Origin of the sequence: Bacillus sp. FSL K6-0268 (genome assembly GCF_038005425.1) — a bacterium.
GTDB classification, from domain to species: Bacteria; Bacillota; Bacilli; order Bacillales; family Bacillaceae_G; genus Bacillus_A; species Bacillus_A thuringiensis_S.
The window spans coordinates 5182762-5200240 of the sequence record NZ_JBBOTF010000001.1 but is presented as its reverse complement, the minus strand read 5'-3'; the positions used below and the strand labels follow the sequence as shown (position 1 = coordinate 5200240).

Sequence of the window (17479 nt, the reverse complement as noted above, 5' to 3'; positions counted from 1 at the left end):
GCTATGAAGGCATTGTCCTTTTCTTTTCTCTTATCTTAAAAAGTGTTTAAATCGATCCACTTCATCGTCATGACCAATGACAATTAATATATCTCCTGCTTGAATATTCTCCGTAGCCCGAGGGGATACGATAACTTCTTTACCTCGTTTAATTGCTACAATATTCAATCCAAACTTCGCACGAATATCTAATTCAATTAAAGAGTGCCCATCAATTTTTTTATTCGCAATAATCTCTACAATACTATGCTCATCTGAAAGCTCAAGGTAGTCTAACACATTGCTTGATGCAATATTATTAGCAATCCTTTTTCCCATATCACGTTCTGGATGCACAATATGATCTGCACCTATTTTACTTAACACTTTTTCATGATAATCATTTTGAGCTTTTACAGTAATATTTTTTACACCCAATTCTTTCAAAATCAAAGTAGTTAAAATACTTGAATTTAAATTATCTCCAATAGCAACGACTACGTGATCAAAATTTCGAATACCAAGGCTTTTTAATACCATCTCATCTGTTGAATCTGCAATTACAGCATGCGAAGCTATATTTGCAAATTCATTAATTTTATCCTCATCTGAATCGATTGCCATTACTTCCATACCTAATTGAGCTAGTTCTCGGCAAATACTTCCACCAAAGCGACCAAGTCCAATGACAGCAAACTCTTTTTCTTTCTCACCCACAGGAATTCCTCCAATAACTTCAAGTACTATTTATTTTCAGTGTAACACACTTTATATGCGTCACAAAAACTGTAATTAGCTCTTATTTTTGTTTTTGTATATAAAAATATTGTTGCAAGTAAAAAGCGATACCAACAAGTAACATAGCAAATACAAATATATTTCCAAACGAACTAAATGTTTCAAAAACGAATAATAATGTTTCTTGACCAAAAAAGGCAAATAGCAGCTGTATGAATGCAAATAACAACGCCCATATGTAATGATGTTGATGAAATAAATAATGCGTTGCACCTAAAAAAGCAATAAACGAAAAGATAAAGATCCACCAATTTTCTAAAAATAGTTGCCAATTAGAAAATTGATATCCATTTACTAATATCGCAATAAGCGCGATAACTGCCATCGTCGGCACACTCCAAAATAATGCCCGTCCTCTAAAGAAACGAGTGCCTTTAACATCTCCTTTTTCATGTGCAATATATGTTAGTACTACTGTGCTTATATACAAAACAGAAAGAATTGTTAAAACGATAATGAGCCAAAAATGTAATTGATAATATTCATGTTCTATATTTGTCACGATTGCAGCTAACATACACGGAATTAACATTCCCGTCCAACCATCTACTTTTCTTTCATTCCAAAAGACCGTATTACCAATCCTTATTCCTAACAGCATAAAAATAATGATACCCAATACAAATAACGTAGTTTTATTCCCTACTAAACTCGTTGAGAAAGCAATTAATCCAATAAATAAAAAGAGCACAAACCCATTCATAATTTCTAGTACAGGTGATAAATATCTCTTCACCCATTTGTATGTTTCGTCATATTCATTATTATCTACTAGACGATAGGCATAAAAACTTATCCCAAAATAAACCGCCGCAATAATAACATACGCATATAAGACGAAACATAAAATCGCACTGCTAATTTGCACGTAATTCCCCACCCTTTTTTCTATGTTTCACATTGATTTTACACACTTTTCATACTAAAAGTAAACATATATAAGTTAGTCAAATAATTAATAATGAGCAGTGGCTAAAAACCCCCTGCTCATTATTAAAACAGTCCAATTAACTTTATTCTTTCATTTGTATATAAACGCCTAAAATCAATCTATACGAGCGTTACTTACACCTCAGAACAAAATTTTTTTTGGAAACTTCAAGAAAGCGGAAGTTTTATTTTCTATTCCCTTTCCACTTTACATATTGGCTTAAAAATGTAATTGCCTTTTCAATCACTTCTTCGTCTGGCTTTAATTTCGCATGATGTAAACCATATTCTGAATTTACTCCAAGCCAAAACATAAATCCAGGGATTTCTCGAAGCATATAACCAAAATCTTCACCTGTCATTGCCTCAGTACATGTAATAACATTCATATCTGTTTGTTTATGTACAAATTGCATAAACTCTCTCGTTAACTCTTCATGGTTATATACTTGATGATACATTGCTCCGTAATCTATAATCGCCTCACACTGGAAAGAAGCTTCGATACCTGCAACAATTGCCTCAATTCTGCTTTTCACACGCTTCATTGATTCTACTGATAATGTTCGAATCGTTCCTTCTAAACGAGATTTTTCTGCAATAATATTTTGAACCGTACCACCTGTAATTTTTCCGATTGTAATTACTGCACTATCAAGAGGATTTACATTGCGACTAATAACGGATTGAAGCTGTGTAACAAGATGACTCGCTGCAACAATCATATCATTTGCAGTATGCGGATAGGCAGCATGGCCACCTTTCCCTTTTAAATCGATATATAATTCTGAAGTATTGGCAAATAACAGTCCTTCTTTCGTTGCAATTGTCCCTACAGCGTATTCTGGTGCAATATGAAGACCAAGAATTATATTTGGTTTCCATTCTTTTAACTCTTCACTTTCTAACATAGGAAGAGCACCGCCTGGTCCTTCTTCTGCTGGCTGGAATAGAAATACAAGGTCATCATCTATTCTTTCGCTCACAGCTTTCGTTAGAAGGCCTAAACCGATTGTTGTATGTACATCATGGCCACATGCATGCATCATTCCTTCATGAATAGAAGCAAACTCATATCCAGTTTCCTCTGTAATTGGTAAACCGTCTATATCTGCACGATAACCTATTATTTTTTCTGGATTTTTTCCATTTACTTTAACGATTACACCCGTTTTCCATGTCTTCACTTCCACAAATTCATGAGAAAGCGTTCCTATATAATCTAAAATATACTGTTGTGTTTTCCATTCCTTAAATCCGATTTCTGGAATTCTATGTAGATCTCTACGAATTTGGACAAATTTGCTTACTGTCATTTTTGCACCTCTATCTATAAAAAGCGTAAGAGCCCATTTACGCTCTTACGCTTTTTTTCTTTTTATTTCTCTGGGTTTAATTGACGAAGCTCTTGTTTAATTTCTGTTTTTGCTTTTGTCTTCTCATCAATTTCTTTAATTACACGTGCTGGAGTACCTGCAACAACTGTGTATGGAGGCACATCTTCTGTTACAACAGCTCCCGCTGCTACAACTGCACCTTTACCTACTGTAACACCCTCTAAAACAACTACGTTTGCACCGATTACTACATCATCTTCAACGATAACTGGTTTTGCAGAAGGTGGCTCAATAACACCTGCAAGTACAGCACCTGCACCTACGTGACAGTTTTTACCGACTGTTGCACGTCCACCAAGTACTGCGTTCATGTCGATCATAGAACCTTCACCAATTACAGCACCAATGTTAATTGTTGCATTCATCATAATTACAGCGTTGTCACCAATTTCAACATGGTCACGAATAATAGCACCGGGCTCGATGCGAGCTTTAATACCTTTTAAATCAAGCATTGGGATTGCAGAATTACGACGATCGTTTTCTACAACGTAGTCAACGATGTGCTTATTATTCTCATCAAGAATTGTCTTAATTTCAGACCATTCTCCGAATAATACACCTGATTTTTTATTCACAAATGCTTGTACTGTTTCAGGGAATGTTACTTCTTTTAAATCCCCTTTTATGTATACCTTTACAGGAGTTTTCTTTTCACTTTTTTGAATAAACGAAATAATTTCGTTAGCGTCCATCATTTTCATTCTTGTTGCCTCCTAAATCCATTTATAATGTTACTCTACCAAACGAAAGAGCGAGTAGCAAGATAATAATCTTATTTTTCCCTTTGAATTTCTTCTATAATTTCTAAAAATGCTTGTACTTGCTTCAACTGCCTTGCTGAGTCACTTGTTAACAACCATGTTTCTCTCGTCAATTGAACAGGTGTTTTATACATATTTTCCTGTACTTCCTTTAAAACAGTAGAAGGTAAAAGGGCATAACCTATACCATTTAAAACAAGTTGTTTGCATGTTTCAATTTGGTCAACTACAATCGTTCGCTTAGGCGGATTAGAAAATAAACCATACCACCAATTTTGTATTTGTCCATAATAAGTCGAGTCACTTTTAAATTGAATGAACGGCCTATTTGTTTCTTTTAGCATCGAAATATCTTTTATTTCTTTATCAACTAAATACAGTTCATCTTCAAATAATTTTTGCTTTTGACCTTTATATTCTTGTGTTCCCCTCAGTATAGCAACATGAACGTCTCCTTCATAAAACTGCTTTTGCACTTCACTACTCCATCCAGTAAACAGCGATATCTTTACAGAAGGATATTTATGCACAAACTTTTTCAAAACAGGAGGAAGCCAATATTGACCAATAACTGATGCAACAGCTATTTTTAACGTTCCATGAGTTTCCGTTCTAAAAACAGCTAGCTCACTTTTTATATCCTCTTCCTTTTGCAACATTTCTTTGGCATAATTTGCAACTTTTTCCCCTTCAGGTGTAATTGTCAATCCTTTTTGTGAGCGAATAAAAAACTTCATTCCCCATTGTTTCTCCATAGATTGTAATCGTTGACTCAGCGCAGGTTGGGAAACAAATAAACGTTCCGCCGCTTTTCTCATATTTGATTCCTGAGCTAACACAACCATCATTTGAAAATCATCAATTTGCAACTTTCTCCCTCTTTCCTTAGCTTCCATACACCTTATTTCAACAAGCTTTCATTCAGAAAATACAATTTTCCAGCGCAAACTTTCCTTATGTTTTATGTCTTTTTAAATATAATACATACACAAGTGATATGCACGAAAAAAAGTGACTTCTTCGTTTCTATGAAGTCACTTTTCTCACGTTATCGATTATGTTGCCTTACTTTCTTATTCAACAATTTTAAAATAGCACGACGTGTTAAAATCCCCTCAAAATAGCCTTCTTCATTAACAGCACAAATAAAAGGATGATCAATTGTCATTTCTAAAGCTTTTGCAAATGAATCTTCTAATTTAAGAAAAGGTATATCTTCCTTCATCACCTGCTCTACTTTCATATCATCAAGTCTTTCAAACTCAATACGCTCTAATCCTAACATACCATCTAATATCATGGCAGTACTAATCAAACCATGTAATTTATACATTGGATCTAAGACAGGTATCGCCGAATATCCAGATTTCACAAGAACGAGTAAAGCATGTTCTAAACCATTTCCAATTTGGACATGAGCTACTTTTTCCGATGAAATCATTAAATCCTTCACAAGAATTTGTTGAAATTCGTCTTTCGGAATACTAATCATATTACATCCCCCATTTTCCCTTTTTCCTGCTTATGTTCATAACTCTATTCACATTTTATGACAGCGTTTTCATATTATTATTTTGTCCTAAATTTATTTCAATAAAAATACAATCACACAGCTATTTTAGCATACAGCACAAAAAAAAGACTACCATTCCGGTAGCGCTTAATACCCTTTATTTTTTAATCTGTAAAATAACCTTGTGATTTTTTTATATTGCATCACATCCGTCTGTTTCAAACCATTCTCAATATCTGTAAGTTCCACAGCTAAAATTTCACTTGCATAATTTTGCTGAAATAAAATATCTAGTAGTAAACTTTCTTCTTCCTTCGTTAAAACAACTTCCCTTTGCATATACCCCTCTCCTTACAATCGCATCGTTACTCTTATTATATAAAAAATTTAACCTATTTAATAGATGTAATATTCAGTTTTTACCAAAAGATATGTAGCAATTGTAAACATACAAAAAGTCATTTCGTATATCGATTTGCATAGCTAAACGCCGCATAAGCATCCGGCTTAATTTTTGCAGTTAATCCCATCGCTCGAATTTTTTCTGTCATATCTAAAATAAATTCCTTTGTTAAACCATCATTCCCAATGTCTAAATGAATTTCCATTATGAATCCAGCCCCATCTTGAGCATAAGGATGCAATAACTCCCATATTGTTTGTATATGAGTAGGTGTAAATAGACATGCGATTTCTTGACTAAACTGCGTTTCTAAATATATTTTCTCACGTAAGGTTGCTGGCTTATCTTTTACTGATCTATGGTGTAAACAACCCCAGGCACCTTTTCCAACACGATGAATATGGATTGCTGTAATAAACCTCGTATCCTTTTGATGTGCTTGCGAGTCTGTCCCAATGGATAATCGATATAAATTTCGTGGATCCTTTTCAATGAAACTACAAATACGGCTAAAGACCATATCAAAATTTAAATGTCTCTCTGAAACATTGTAAAATTTATGTGCACCGTCCACAGAGTCACGTCCTTTCAATTAGACAGACTTTTCGTATTCTCATTGTATGGGACAAAAACTAAAATTATAACTTCCTATCCTTTATTCGTTTCAATATTTCGAATTACAAAGTGACAAACTTGGCACGTATAAATTACATTTTGATTAGATTGAGCCGTTAATACATGAGTAATCTCAGCAGAGCTTTGACAATTAGGACAAATCACAACTGGTAAATGTTCCATACGATAACCTCCTAGTTATATTTCTCCCACTATTTGCAGAACCCAGCAATTGTGAGAAGTTTAGCTTCACATATTCATCCGGTTGGCGGGACTACTTATCCACATGGATAGGCAAACTTACACAGATTAAATTTTCATTTTAATACCATTGTAGGAAAAATAAAAAAATTCTATACATTACGCTGGAAAGTAATAGAACTAAAAAAGGTACTGCCATATGGCAGTACCTTTTTTATATGTATCAAGAAATGATATCGTAAATCTCAATTGCAACCATGTCGATATTATCGAATTGGTACACTTGAGGTTTTTCACCTTGTTGATACACTTCTAACTCATACATTTCACTTTTATCGAAAAATTTCACGCTACATTTGCGCTCACCGTTCACTTCAAAATAGCGTTGTGCTACTTCACCGCTTTCAGCTTGTTCTTGTAGACTAACAAGTCGAGTTAAAATTCCTTGGAGTAGAGACATGAAATCTCTCCTTTCTCTGATCTTCCTACCAATAGGTTTTACAGCTATACTCATTCTATCCGTCATAACAGAAAAAATGTTCCACACTCTAGGATAAAGGTTATTGGCCAGAAACTCAACTAAAAATTTGTCGAAATGCGAAGGAAAAAACAGAAAGAACATATTTCCCCTTCTTTATTGCGGTTTTTATACTGGAAGAATATAATAAAAAACAGAAAAAAGGAGGAATTACAATGAAAAAAATTGAGGTTTATACACAACCTGATTGTCCGCCATGTGTTATTGTTAAAGAATTTTTGAAGCATAATAACGTTGCATATGAAGAATTTGACGTAAAAAAAGACGCTGCTGCTCGCAATCGTCTTTTAAACGACTATGATTCTTATTCAACTCCAACAGTCGTAATTGATGGCGAAGTAGTTGCAGGTTTTCAAATTGAAAAGTTACAAAAACTACTCAATATAGAATAGGAATAGGTAAATACCTATTCCTATTCTTATCCCGCTATTTGTAGGTAGTAAAACCCAAAAAATTTAGCTAAAGCAAAGGAGTTAGATGGGCTAGTAATCCCTCCCACTGATTAAAAGTTTCACTTTATAATTGTTGCAACCTTTTTATTTCAGTTAAGAGTTCCTGACTTTCATGATATCCTGCTAACTTCCATTTATCTTGATCCCTTTTCAATGTTACAATTTGATATTGTCCACTTTTTGTCCGCTCATATACATATAAATTTTTATGTTCTTCATCATACGATATTTTCGTTTCTGAATTAAAAGAAAACGGTGCTTCTTTTGCCGGAAGTAAATATTCACCACTTTGTTTATCACTTCTGCTATTTTCATCTGTAAACACTTGAAGGAAATTATCTGTAAAATACGGTGATAACGTCTCTATCATCTTATTCATCGGCAAATGCTTCCCACGAATTGAAAACTGGGTTTCATAGCCTTTTTGTATCGTTGTAAATACTTCTTTCCGATCAACTTTCACTTCCTCTTTCCCTAAAACAGTCGTAACACTATAACCAACTAGAAAGGCAACACATACAAATAGAACAAGCCATATTCCATATTTCCTCATTTTTTCACCTTCCTTTTAAAAGAACTTGTCTTTGTAGTATTCATTGTAACAATGATTATGCAAAGAAAGGACAGATTTCGTTCGTAAAATCTTTACAACGATAGACAGCATTTTCATCACCATTTTCACTATTACCAATTTATGATAAAAACAAACAAAAAATGCACGAATCTCTTCGTGCATTAAAATAAAACATCTTCTTCATATAAATATTCATAAGATAAATCTATAAATAAAAAGTTGTCATCATCTATTGGGAAAGAAAATGTTCGTACCATTTCGCCCGTTTCGATATCTGCATATAAATCTGAAAGCCTTGCCTTATTCTCAAAACGCATTTTCATGATATTCTCGAGAAAATACGGGCGCCAACTCCAGTTCTTCATATAATAATCCGGCATCACAATCCATTCTCCATCTTTTTTCATAACATTTCCTGATTGTTGGAAACCATCTTCATTACAAATAAATATACGAAAACTACACTGTGATACACTTTGACTAAATTGTAATAACCAATCATTTATATCTTCATTCTTTTTTTGTTTTGATAAAACATCGCCAATGCGATCGCGTAACATCTCTGTCAAATTATAAATTTTTTGTAACTTCTTCTTTTCATGCTGAATAAACTGATGACATTCATTACCAAGTCGCTCTTTCAAAACATTCGTTTCAATAAAATCAGGTAAACATTCTTTCAAATAATTACCTTGATAATATCTTCCGCCGTTCTTCCAAGCATATTGCAGTTGATAAAAAGCATCTATTTCTTCATATAACAAAGTTGCACCAATTCTTCTAGCAAGTAATGATAAAGAATATAAAATATCTTGATAAGATTGTAAAAGTGCTGTTTGCCTTAAATTCGTTAAATCTACTTTTAAAATATCAGGTGCTAACACGCTAATACGCTCTAAATTACTTGTGCCCGTTCCGACTTTATTAATCGAAATTTGAATACCATATGTACGATAATACATAAGCAAATGATTAAATTGCTCTATATCTTCTTTACATTCATGTTCTGTAATCTCTAAAACAATTTGTTTTAAATTTAAACCTTGTTCTTCATACCTCAATAAAAGTTGAAGCAAGCTTTCATCATCATCATTCATTAATACATTAGCATTCCGATGTATAAATAATAATAATTTTTGATCGCTTTCTAAATAACGATTTAAAGCTTTTTCTACTATAATATTATCCGCTTCCAGTTGAAATTCACTTGGAATCGAATCATCGTGAAAGAAAGAAGCTAAACTTTGTATGCCCTCTTCTGTTTGAATACGTCCTACTACTTCATATCCAATTACAGTATGCTCATCAGCACTAAAAATAGCTTGATAATAAGGAAGGACTTTATCCAAGTTACTCATTACATCTAATGCATCTATCAACGTGCTTCCCTCCCTTTACTTTTCAAAAATTATAACATGATATTTACGGAAAAATAATAAAAAATCCCTTCAGTTTTCCTGAAGGGATTAGAGGGGTAAAATGCTAAGGGGAATTAGCAATTCTACTATGAAGAAAAAAGAGGTCTTAAATATAACGTATATATGACCTCTTGTAAACACTTTTCTTTCATATGTCACAATTCCGTCACATTTAACCATAAAAAAATGAATCAAACATTCATTTTTTTATCCCTTTTAAAATGGATATTGATGTAAATGTTGTCCTCCATCCATTGTCATGCAAGTTCCATTTATGTACGCAGCTTCATCTGAGCATAAATAATAAGCTAGACCAGCGATTTCTTCTGGCGTACCCAGCCTTCCAAGCGGAACACTTTGTATCGTACGCTTAGCCATTTCTTCTGAAATCCATAATTTATCAGCACCGCCCGTACGTTCAATTGGTCCTGGCGCGATAGCGTTAACTCGTATTCCATATTTACGTCCCCACTCAACAGCGAGCGTCTTCGTCATCGCTAATACCCCTGCCTTCGCTGCAGCCGAATGAATAACTCCTGGACCTGCATCCCATGCATATGTTGCTACCATGTTAATGATATTCCCTTTTATACCTTTTTCAATCCAAGATTTTCCGACAGCATGGCTACAGTAAAATGTACCGTTTAACACAATATTAATGACTGAATTCCAACCATTCACAGATAAATCTTCTGCTGGACAAATAAAGTTTCCAGCTGCATTATTTATTAAAACATCAATTCGACCAAACTTCTCATCAATCTGTTCAATCATTTTCTGAATGTCATCCGTATTTCTTACATCCATTTGTACAGGTAATACTTGCCCCGGAAATTGTTCAATTTCCAGCTTTGTTTCCTCTAGTTTTTCCTTTGTACGTCCTGTAATAACAACTCGTGCCCCTTCTTTTGCAAAACGAGTCGCCATTCCTTTTCCCATTCCACTCGATCCACCTGTTATAATAACTACCTTCTCTTTCACATACATCCCCTCCAAAAAATGAATACACATTCATTTTATCACTTTATTTAATAGAAATCTTTATATTTTTAAACTTTTCTGATATTTTAATGTAAAGAATTTTCTTTTCATTCATTTTTTTTCGTAATCTATACTAAATTTTTATTATGTAAAGTATATTTTAAATAAACTGAAAGGAGATTCGAGTAGCCTATAAATGGAATAAAAACATTGAGGTATACTCATATTTTTATGAAGCACATTACAAGAAGAAATTTTTTAAAAATTGGTATGCGCACTTGTCTCTATTCATTTATAACCAGTGGCATTGGATACTACTATGCTAAATATATAGAACCCCATTTCATTTCTTTTACACAGCACACATTAAAATCACAACTCATCCCAAAAAGTTTTCATGGTATGAAAATTCTTCAATTCAGCGATTTACATCTTGGATACTATTTCTCGCTTCAACATTTATCTCAAGTTGTTTCTAAAATTAATGCTGTAAATCCAGATATTGTCCTTTTTACTGGAGATCTCATTGATAATTACCAAACGTATACTGACACTCCTTTCGTTGCATCCATTTTAAAAAATATACAAGCCCCCTTCGGTAAATTCGCTATTTATGGTAACCATGATCACGGTGGATATGGAACTGAATACTATGAGCACATCATGCGTGAATCTGGATTTGAACTATTGCTAAATAATGAAAAAAGAATTCGTCTAATGGATAATAGTGAGATTTCTATTTTCGGTCTCGATGATATACTACTAGGCAAACCCAAAATAGAGAAAACATTAGAGCATGCACGACAAAATACTTATAACATTGTTCTTGTTCACGAACCAGATATCGCGCCCAAAGTTTCCAGATATCCAATCAACTTGCAACTTTCTGGTCATAGCCACGGCGGACAAGTACAAATTCCTTTTTTAGGAGCTATTATTACACCATCACTCGCCAAAGACTATATTGAAGGCTTCTATACAATTCAAGATTTAACTCTCTATGTTAATCGAGGCCTAGGAAGAACGCGTGTTCCATTCCGTTTTATGTCAAAACCTGAAATTACACTTTTTACACTCCAACATTCGTAATAATTCGCCTATTTTCTTGCATATCCTTTCTTGTACGCGCTCATCCACGTTTCATTTACCATATGATGAAAGTGAGTCCAATAAAGGAGGTATGTTCATGTATCCATATTATCAACCAATCCTAGTCCGTTCAGCACCTATTGGTCCAGTAGGCGACTCACGCTTCTTCCCGTTTTTTGGCGTTCCCTTTCTAGCTGGAATTGCTGGTGGATTACTCGGCGGAGCATTAGCTTTCGGCCCTCGACCATTTTACCCACCTTATCCACCACCTTTCCCGCCGCCAGCACCTTATCCTTGTTACGGTGGACCATGTCAACAACCATACTATTACTAAGTTAAAATAACGATTATTTCAAATGTTATTCTCTCAACGAGCCACCTTATTACACGCTTATAATAAAACTATTGTTTCTACTCATCCTCCCATTTTGGGAGCATATGAGTAGAAAAAAGTAAAAACCTCTTATAGACATAAGAGGTTTTTACTTTTTTCATTATTCAGCATCTGTATTTTGATACGCCATCTTAAACAACTTCACTTGGCTATCAATTTCTTCTGTACTACCATTAATAACATAATAGTAATCACCATCTTTATTTTGTTCACGTGTTTTCACATTATCAGCTAATGTAAGCTGTAAAATCGCCTTAATTCGTGCCTTCATTTCAATATCTAATATCGGGAAAGATATTTCCACTCGCTTCTCCATATTTCGCGTCATCCAATCAGCTGAAGATAAATATATTTTCTCCTCCCCATTATGATGGAAATAATAAATACGGCTATGTTCTAAATATCTTCCAACAACACTAACTACACGAATATTTTCACTTACATTTGGAATACCAGGTCGTAGGCAACATGTTCCTCGAACAATGAGCTCTACCTTTACTCCAGCTTGTGATGCTTCGTACATTTTTTTAATTAATGGTTTATCTGTTAATGAATTCATCTTAGCGATAATATATCCATTTCCATATTGCCTATGATAACGGATTTCTTCATCTATTAAATCCATAAATTGTTCTCTTATATCAAATGGAGCAACAGATAAATGATGAAAATGTGGCTTTGTTGTATAACCACTTAAATAATTAAAGAAATTGGTTGCATCAACCCCAAAGTCTTTTCTTGATGTAATATATCCAAAATCAGTATATAACTTCGCTGTTGCATCATTATAGTTTCCAGTTCCAAGATGTACGAACCTTTCGATTTTTCCGTTTTTTCTTCTTACAACTAACGTAATTTTACTATGTGTTTTCAAGTGACTTACACCGTAAATAACATGACAGCCTGCCTGTTCCAATTCTTTAGCCCAATGAACATTGTTTTCTTCATCAAATCTTGCCTTTAATTCAACTAATACCGTCACTTGTTTTCCCTTTTCAGCCGCTATCTTTAACGCCTGAATAATTGGTGAATCACCACTTACTCGATATAACGTTTGTTTAATCGCAAGTACATTTGGATCGTCTGCCGCATCACGGACAAAATCAACTACCGGCTGAAATGATTCAAAAGGATGATGTAATAAAATATCATGCTCAATTGCTTTTTCAAATACATCTTCTTCATCACCTAAATCTTGAGGCGGTTGCGGAATAAGAGCCGGATATACAAGATGTTCATATAAAGGAGCTAGTTTTTTATATAAAGAAAACAAACATGTTAAATCTAATGGCCCATCCATTATATATACATCTTCATCTTTTACTTCCAGAACCTCATATAATAACGCTAATACTCTTTCATCAATGTGTTCTTTCCCAACTTCTAAACGTACAGCCCCCCCCCCACTTACGTTTTTTTAATTCTTTTTCAATTACCTTTAATAAATCTCTCGCACCTTCTTCATGAATCGTTAAATCTGCATTGCGTGTAATACGGAAACGAGTAACAGATGATACTGTATATCCCGTAAATAATTTATGAGTAAAGCTACTAATTACGTCTTCTAATAAAATAAATTTATGCTTTTGCCCTTCGCTCGGTAAAAATATGAAGCGCTCAAGTAATGAAGGAACTTGTACAATTCCTAGCTTCGTCCGATTCTCTTCCTCCGCTTGCTTCTCATCATATAAAAGAGTAGCTAAATTCAAACTTTTATTTAATAACATTGGAAATGGGCGATATGCATCAATAGCTACAGGGGTTAACACCGGAAAAATTTGCTCATCAAAATACTCTTCTATAAATTCTCGCTGCTCTTTCGTCAAATCATGGAATGTTAAACGTTCAATTCCCTCTAACTCAAGCGCTGGCAATACATAATTTTTAAATGTATCATATTGTACTGTCATTAGTTCATGGGCTTTTATCGCAATTTTATTTAGTTGCTTTTTTGGTGTTAAGCCAGCTTTATTTTCTGGCTGATTAAATCCAGCACTCACTTGATCCTTTAATCCCGCTACACGTACCATAAAGAATTCATCTAAATTCGAACTAAAAATACTAATAAATTTCAATCTTTCCAAAAGTGGATTTTTTCCATCTTGCGCTTCTTGTAGTACACGTTCATTAAATGCTAGCCAGCTTAACTCTCGATTATTGTAATAAGCTGTATCATTTAAATTTACTGCATTCCCCTTCGATAATTCCATTCTCTTCACACTTCCCCTTGAAACTTTTTTACTATAATTTAGTTAATTTTATTTTATCAAATTACAATATTACAAAGTGTAAATTTTTCGTAAAGACATCCGTACGACCTAATGTTTTAGTTCAAATAACAAGTTAATATTCGTTTTTAATACTCTTTCTAACTGTTTTTTTTGTTTTTCAGCTTGCACTTTTTCTGCTAATGCAGACTGTTCACATAAAACTTTAAACGTTAATGCCTCTTTGCTTTCTGTTATAGATATGGTTTCAACAAGCGATCGTTGCCTTGCATTTAAAGCAGCTGAAAATTGTAAAACAGCTCCTAATAGACGGATTTTTTTTTGTTCACTTTTATCAAACCAACCTTCAAATGGAGATAAATGTTGTTTAAATAGCATTTTTGATTTATAAGATGCAATAAGCGCTAACCTCACTCTATCTTTATGCATCATGCCATCAATTGTCTTATTCGCCAATAAATAAAACATATGTAAACGGCTCGCTTCTTCGTCTATATATTTGCCTATATTAAATACTTTCGCTGCTTGATGGAATACTTCCCAGTCTTTTACTGACATAGAAATAAGCCCTATTTCCTCAAGTTGTTTGCAAATTAGTCTTCCATGTTTAATAAGTTGAATAACAAATTCCATGTCCATTTCGTATTCATGTGATAGTAAATGCAAACTTTCTTCAACTACGTTCGGATAATATGAAATCCCCAAATCTTTTGTCAACTCTTCATAGAAAACACCTTCTCTTAATCCTTTTCTACTTAATACAAATGCCGGTGCCTCTATAACATTAACAAGTGTATGAAATACTTCAACCGCTGGAATAATCGTATCCGCTCGATCTTTTGCCAATCCTTCCAATTTCTGAAGTTCTATGAACGACAATTTTTCCAACTCATCTTTTACATTTTCAATATCTTCTTCTTTCATCTTGTATAAATGTAATCCTGCTATAGGATAACATATTAAATTTTGATGGATTTTTACTAAGTTCCTCGCACTACCACCAATTGCAATAAGAGGCAATTTCTTATTGATGAACCATGGTAACGTTTGAAATTGAAATTCTAAATACTGTTGCATTCCCTCTAACTCATCTTTAGTAGGAATATCACCTTTAATAAATTGTTGCTTTAAAGAAAGTGCCCCAAAAGGAAAACTATGGTACTCTAAAATCTCTCTATTTCTAAAGTATGTAACTTCCGTACTTCCCCCACCAATATCTACCGTTATTCCTTCTGAAAACGATGTAGAATTCATAACCGCCAAGTATCCGTAACGCGCTTCCTCATATTCTGATAATACTCTAAGAGTAAAGTCCGTTTGTCCTTCAATAAGCTTTTTAATTTCCTCTTGATTCTCAGACTGTCTAATTGTTGCTGTTGCAACACAAAGTACATGATGCAACTGATGGAACCTTGTACTTTCTTGAAATTGAAATAATGTCTGTAATAATACTTCTATTCCCTCTTCATTCAACACACCATCAATTAAGTAATTCCTTAACCTAGCAACCACTTTCGTATTTTCAATCTCTTTATAAAAACCTCCATTTTGCTTTTCATAAATAACTAAACGCATTGTATTAGATCCAATATCTATAATGGCATACTGTTGTTTTAATATTTCTTTCAAACTTCTCACTCTTTCATTATCAAATTTCAAAAACATATTCTATTACTATTATACAAAATAGTTGTTTTTTGTAACAATATTGCTTTAATATTGAAAATATATACAATCACTTTTTGCATATAATAAAAACCTATTTTATTTATGCTATAATAATGAAAAATTGAAAGGAGATTCAATATGAAACCTTCACAACCACAATCTCAATTACAAAACCAACATTCTATTAATCGACTAGCTCAATCTATTTTCGTTGTGAATCGTCATGCTAAAGCAGCTACTAATCCTAAATATTTATACTGGTTAAAAAAGACAGCTTTAGAGCGTTTGATTGCTGAAAAAAAAGCAATTAAAGAAGGATTACATTTTTCTAGAAACCCACGTTTTAGCCAACAACAATCTGATGTCCTTATACGTTTAGGCGATTATTTTTTCCACATCCCTCCTACGAAAGAAGATTTTCGAATTCTACCGCATCTTGGTCATCTTGAATCCTCCTATCGAAATCCGAAAACAACCTTATCTTTAACAGTAGCAAAAAAAACACTTCAAGATTATATTGGGCCTGAAGCATTGAAACAAGAAAAAAAATTAAGTGAACCGGTTCCATGGTATAGTCGTACTTATACAAAAAAATAAAACAGTTTGGCCAAGTGTAGGCCAAACTGTTTTATTTTTTCTCTTCTTTAATTTTAATATTTGCTTGTTTATAAAAAGCTACTTTTTCTGTATTATAAGACTTTGTGAATTCATTAAATTTATCTTTTTCTGACTCAATATCCTTATAAGATTGATTTACTACTTTTACTTTTTCACTAATATCTTTTAATTTAGTACCTTTATCTTGTAACATTGTATATAACTCTTTTTCTTGTTTTAAAGATTTATTATAGCTGTCATACATTTTATTAAATGAATCGTGTCGTTTCTCATACATGCTTTTCACTTTATCAGCTTGATCTTTCAACTTATTATCTTCAATTTTCTTCACATACTTATCAGCTGACTTCACTTCTTCTTGCGCTTTATTTAAGGCCTCTTTTTCTTTTGTAAGTACTTTTTCTCGTTCAGTTGTATTCTTTGCTGCTTGATTCAGTTTTTCTTTAACAGTTTGATTATTATCTTTTCCTTCTTGCACAATCTGGTTATATAATTCTTGTCCTTCTTTCTCTAAAGTCTCAAGTTTTTTTGCATCTTCAAACATTGTTTTTTCTTGTTTAGCAGCGTTTTCAAACGCTACATATAATTCTTCTTCTGGTTTCGGTCCAAAACAACCGGCTAATAAAGTCATTGATAATGCAGTTATAATTGCTAATTTACTATATTTCAACATCTCTTCCTCCTACTTATAAACGACCATCGTGTAATATAAAAAAGTTATAAAATATGTAATTGTTCTATACACTCGCATCTTTTTTACGAAGATCATTAATATTGTTTGTACAAATTATTACTTAATATTACATTATTCTTTTTGAAGTATTTAGCAGTTCCATATCCATCTTTAAGTATAGTACTTCGTGTTCTTTAAAATCTGTTCACACTATGTATTACCTTAATGGCCACAGAATTTCACCTC

19 protein-coding genes and 1 pseudogene are annotated in these 17479 nt (G+C 33.3%); 4 read left to right on the top strand and 16 right to left on the bottom strand.

Features of this window, described 5'->3' with window-relative positions:
• Positions 1 to 30 precede the first annotated feature (30 nt).
• The 10 genes from MHI28_RS27280 to MHI28_RS27235 form a co-directional block, all read right to left on the bottom strand.
• On the bottom strand, positions 31 to 696 hold the full coding sequence (locus MHI28_RS27280; protein ID WP_000504032.1) for a potassium channel family protein: 666 nt from the start codon (positions 694 to 696) through the stop codon (positions 31 to 33).
• Between the two features lie 82 nt (positions 697 to 778).
• Positions 779 to 1645 carry a hypothetical protein gene (locus MHI28_RS27275; RefSeq protein WP_001167320.1) on the bottom strand — a complete coding sequence of 289 codons (867 nt, stop codon included), beginning with the start codon at positions 1643 to 1645 and terminating at the stop codon, positions 779 to 781.
• Between the two features lie 247 nt (positions 1646 to 1892).
• Entirely contained in the window at positions 1893 to 3023 is a 1131-nt protein-coding gene (locus MHI28_RS27270; RefSeq protein ID WP_000218671.1) for an N-acetyldiaminopimelate deacetylase, read from the bottom strand.
• Positions 3024 to 3085: 62 nt separating this feature from the next.
• On the bottom strand, positions 3086 to 3808 hold the full coding sequence (gene dapD, locus MHI28_RS27265) for a 2,3,4,5-tetrahydropyridine-2,6-dicarboxylate N-acetyltransferase (RefSeq protein WP_000783241.1): 723 nt from the start codon (positions 3806 to 3808) through the stop codon (positions 3086 to 3088).
• Between the two features lie 71 nt (positions 3809 to 3879).
• Positions 3880 to 4764, bottom strand: a complete 885-nt coding sequence (locus tag MHI28_RS27260; protein ID WP_003261853.1) for a LysR family transcriptional regulator — start codon at positions 4762 to 4764, stop codon at positions 3880 to 3882.
• A gap of 152 nt (positions 4765 to 4916) precedes the next feature.
• Entirely contained in the window at positions 4917 to 5360 is a 444-nt protein-coding gene (gene cbpB / locus MHI28_RS27255; protein WP_000623573.1) for a cyclic-di-AMP-binding protein CbpB, read from the bottom strand.
• A 168-nt stretch (positions 5361 to 5528) separates the two neighbouring features.
• On the bottom strand, positions 5529 to 5720 hold the full coding sequence (gene abbA, locus MHI28_RS27250; RefSeq protein ID WP_001188692.1) for an antirepressor AbbA: 192 nt from the start codon (positions 5718 to 5720) through the stop codon (positions 5529 to 5531).
• A gap of 119 nt (positions 5721 to 5839) precedes the next feature.
• Positions 5840 to 6358: a ribonuclease H-like YkuK family protein gene (locus MHI28_RS27245; protein ID WP_000348492.1), complete on the bottom strand. Its 519-nt coding sequence runs from the start codon at positions 6356 to 6358 to the stop codon at positions 5840 to 5842.
• A 74-nt stretch (positions 6359 to 6432) separates the two neighbouring features.
• Positions 6433 to 6582, bottom strand: a complete 150-nt coding sequence (locus MHI28_RS27240; protein ID WP_000400650.1) for a hypothetical protein — start codon at positions 6580 to 6582, stop codon at positions 6433 to 6435.
• A 241-nt stretch (positions 6583 to 6823) separates the two neighbouring features.
• Positions 6824 to 7060, bottom strand: coding sequence for a YkuJ family protein (locus MHI28_RS27235; protein WP_000055151.1), 237 nt, complete (start codon positions 7058 to 7060; stop codon positions 6824 to 6826).
• A 233-nt stretch (positions 7061 to 7293) separates the two neighbouring features.
• Between MHI28_RS27235 and MHI28_RS27230 the strand changes: the two genes are divergently transcribed.
• Positions 7294 to 7530: a glutaredoxin family protein gene (locus tag MHI28_RS27230; protein ID WP_000717872.1), complete on the top strand. Its 237-nt coding sequence runs from the start codon at positions 7294 to 7296 to the stop codon at positions 7528 to 7530.
• Between the two features lie 124 nt (positions 7531 to 7654).
• On the opposite strand, the gene MHI28_RS27225 is transcribed toward MHI28_RS27230, so the two are convergent.
• From MHI28_RS27225 to fadH, 3 genes are all read right to left on the bottom strand, one after another.
• Positions 7655 to 8143 (bottom strand): DUF3993 domain-containing protein, encoded by a 489-nt coding sequence (locus MHI28_RS27225; RefSeq protein ID WP_001233816.1) that lies wholly within the window; start codon positions 8141 to 8143, stop codon positions 7655 to 7657.
• A 182-nt stretch (positions 8144 to 8325) separates the two neighbouring features.
• On the bottom strand, positions 8326 to 9543 hold the full coding sequence (locus MHI28_RS27220; protein ID WP_000564306.1) for an EAL domain-containing protein: 1218 nt from the start codon (positions 9541 to 9543) through the stop codon (positions 8326 to 8328).
• A gap of 255 nt (positions 9544 to 9798) precedes the next feature.
• On the bottom strand, positions 9799 to 10563 hold the full coding sequence (gene fadH, locus MHI28_RS27215) for a 2,4-dienoyl-CoA reductase (RefSeq protein WP_340828341.1): 765 nt from the start codon (positions 10561 to 10563) through the stop codon (positions 9799 to 9801).
• A 231-nt stretch (positions 10564 to 10794) separates the two neighbouring features.
• Between fadH and MHI28_RS27210 the strand changes: the two genes are divergently transcribed.
• Both MHI28_RS27210 and MHI28_RS27205 read left to right on the top strand, forming a co-directional pair.
• Complete coding sequence (locus tag MHI28_RS27210; protein ID WP_340828340.1) at positions 10795 to 11652, top strand: metallophosphoesterase; 858 nt, start codon at positions 10795 to 10797, stop codon at positions 11650 to 11652.
• Between the two features lie 97 nt (positions 11653 to 11749).
• The gene (locus MHI28_RS27205; protein ID WP_000283734.1) at positions 11750 to 11986 is read left to right on the top strand and encodes a hypothetical protein; all 237 of its coding nucleotides are present in this window, start codon (positions 11750 to 11752) and stop codon (positions 11984 to 11986) included.
• Between the two features lie 160 nt (positions 11987 to 12146).
• Here the strand turns inward: MHI28_RS27205 and MHI28_RS27200 are convergent.
• Both MHI28_RS27200 and MHI28_RS27195 read right to left on the bottom strand, forming a co-directional pair.
• Positions 12147 to 14256, bottom strand: a pseudogene (locus tag MHI28_RS27200) (polyphosphate kinase).
• A 108-nt stretch (positions 14257 to 14364) separates the two neighbouring features.
• Positions 14365 to 15939: a Ppx/GppA family phosphatase gene (locus tag MHI28_RS27195; protein WP_340828339.1), complete on the bottom strand. Its 1575-nt coding sequence runs from the start codon at positions 15937 to 15939 to the stop codon at positions 14365 to 14367.
• Between the two features lie 141 nt (positions 15940 to 16080).
• Here MHI28_RS27195 and MHI28_RS27190 point away from each other — a divergent pair, with 141 nt between their 5' ends.
• A complete protein-coding gene (locus MHI28_RS27190; RefSeq protein ID WP_000804864.1) occupies positions 16081 to 16539 on the top strand; it encodes a YkyB family protein in 459 nt (152 codons plus the stop codon).
• Positions 16540 to 16570: 31 nt separating this feature from the next.
• Here MHI28_RS27190 and MHI28_RS27185 read toward each other — a convergent pair whose 3' ends face one another.
• Entirely contained in the window at positions 16571 to 17233 is a 663-nt protein-coding gene (locus MHI28_RS27185; protein ID WP_000922470.1) for a YkyA family protein, read from the bottom strand.
• Between the last annotated feature and the right edge of the window lie 246 nt (positions 17234 to 17479).

What these genes read in the sequence shown, in the direction of transcription:
- MHI28_RS27270 (WP_000218671.1), bottom strand. Translation starts at nt 3,023, where the DNA reads ATGACAGTAAGCAAATTTGTCCAAATTCGTAGAGATCTACATAGAATT.
- dapD (WP_000783241.1), bottom strand. Translation starts at nt 3,808, where the DNA reads ATGAAAATGATGGACGCTAACGAAATTATTTCGTTTATTCAAAAAAGT.
- MHI28_RS27260 (WP_003261853.1), bottom strand. Translation starts at nt 4,764, where the DNA reads ATGGAAGCTAAGGAAAGAGGGAGAAAGTTGCAAATTGATGATTTTCAA.
- cbpB (WP_000623573.1), bottom strand. Translation starts at nt 5,360, where the DNA reads ATGATTAGTATTCCGAAAGACGAATTTCAACAAATTCTTGTGAAGGAT.
- abbA (WP_001188692.1), bottom strand. Translation starts at nt 5,720, where the DNA reads ATGCAAAGGGAAGTTGTTTTAACGAAGGAAGAAGAAAGTTTACTACTA.
- MHI28_RS27240 (WP_000400650.1), bottom strand. Translation starts at nt 6,582, where the DNA reads ATGGAACATTTACCAGTTGTGATTTGTCCTAATTGTCAAAGCTCTGCT.
- MHI28_RS27235 (WP_000055151.1), bottom strand. Translation starts at nt 7,060, where the DNA reads ATGTCTCTACTCCAAGGAATTTTAACTCGACTTGTTAGTCTACAAGAA.
- MHI28_RS27230 (WP_000717872.1), top strand. Translation starts at nt 7,294, where the DNA reads ATGAAAAAAATTGAGGTTTATACACAACCTGATTGTCCGCCATGTGTT.
- MHI28_RS27225 (WP_001233816.1), bottom strand. Translation starts at nt 8,143, where the DNA reads ATGAGGAAATATGGAATATGGCTTGTTCTATTTGTATGTGTTGCCTTT.
- MHI28_RS27210 (WP_340828340.1), top strand. Translation starts at nt 10,795, where the DNA reads ATGAAGCACATTACAAGAAGAAATTTTTTAAAAATTGGTATGCGCACT.
- MHI28_RS27205 (WP_000283734.1), top strand. Translation starts at nt 11,750, where the DNA reads ATGTATCCATATTATCAACCAATCCTAGTCCGTTCAGCACCTATTGGT.
- MHI28_RS27195 (WP_340828339.1), bottom strand. Translation starts at nt 15,939, where the DNA reads ATGTTTTTGAAATTTGATAATGAAAGAGTGAGAAGTTTGAAAGAAATA.
- MHI28_RS27190 (WP_000804864.1), top strand. Translation starts at nt 16,081, where the DNA reads ATGAAACCTTCACAACCACAATCTCAATTACAAAACCAACATTCTATT.
- MHI28_RS27185 (WP_000922470.1), bottom strand. Translation starts at nt 17,233, where the DNA reads ATGTTGAAATATAGTAAATTAGCAATTATAACTGCATTATCAATGACT.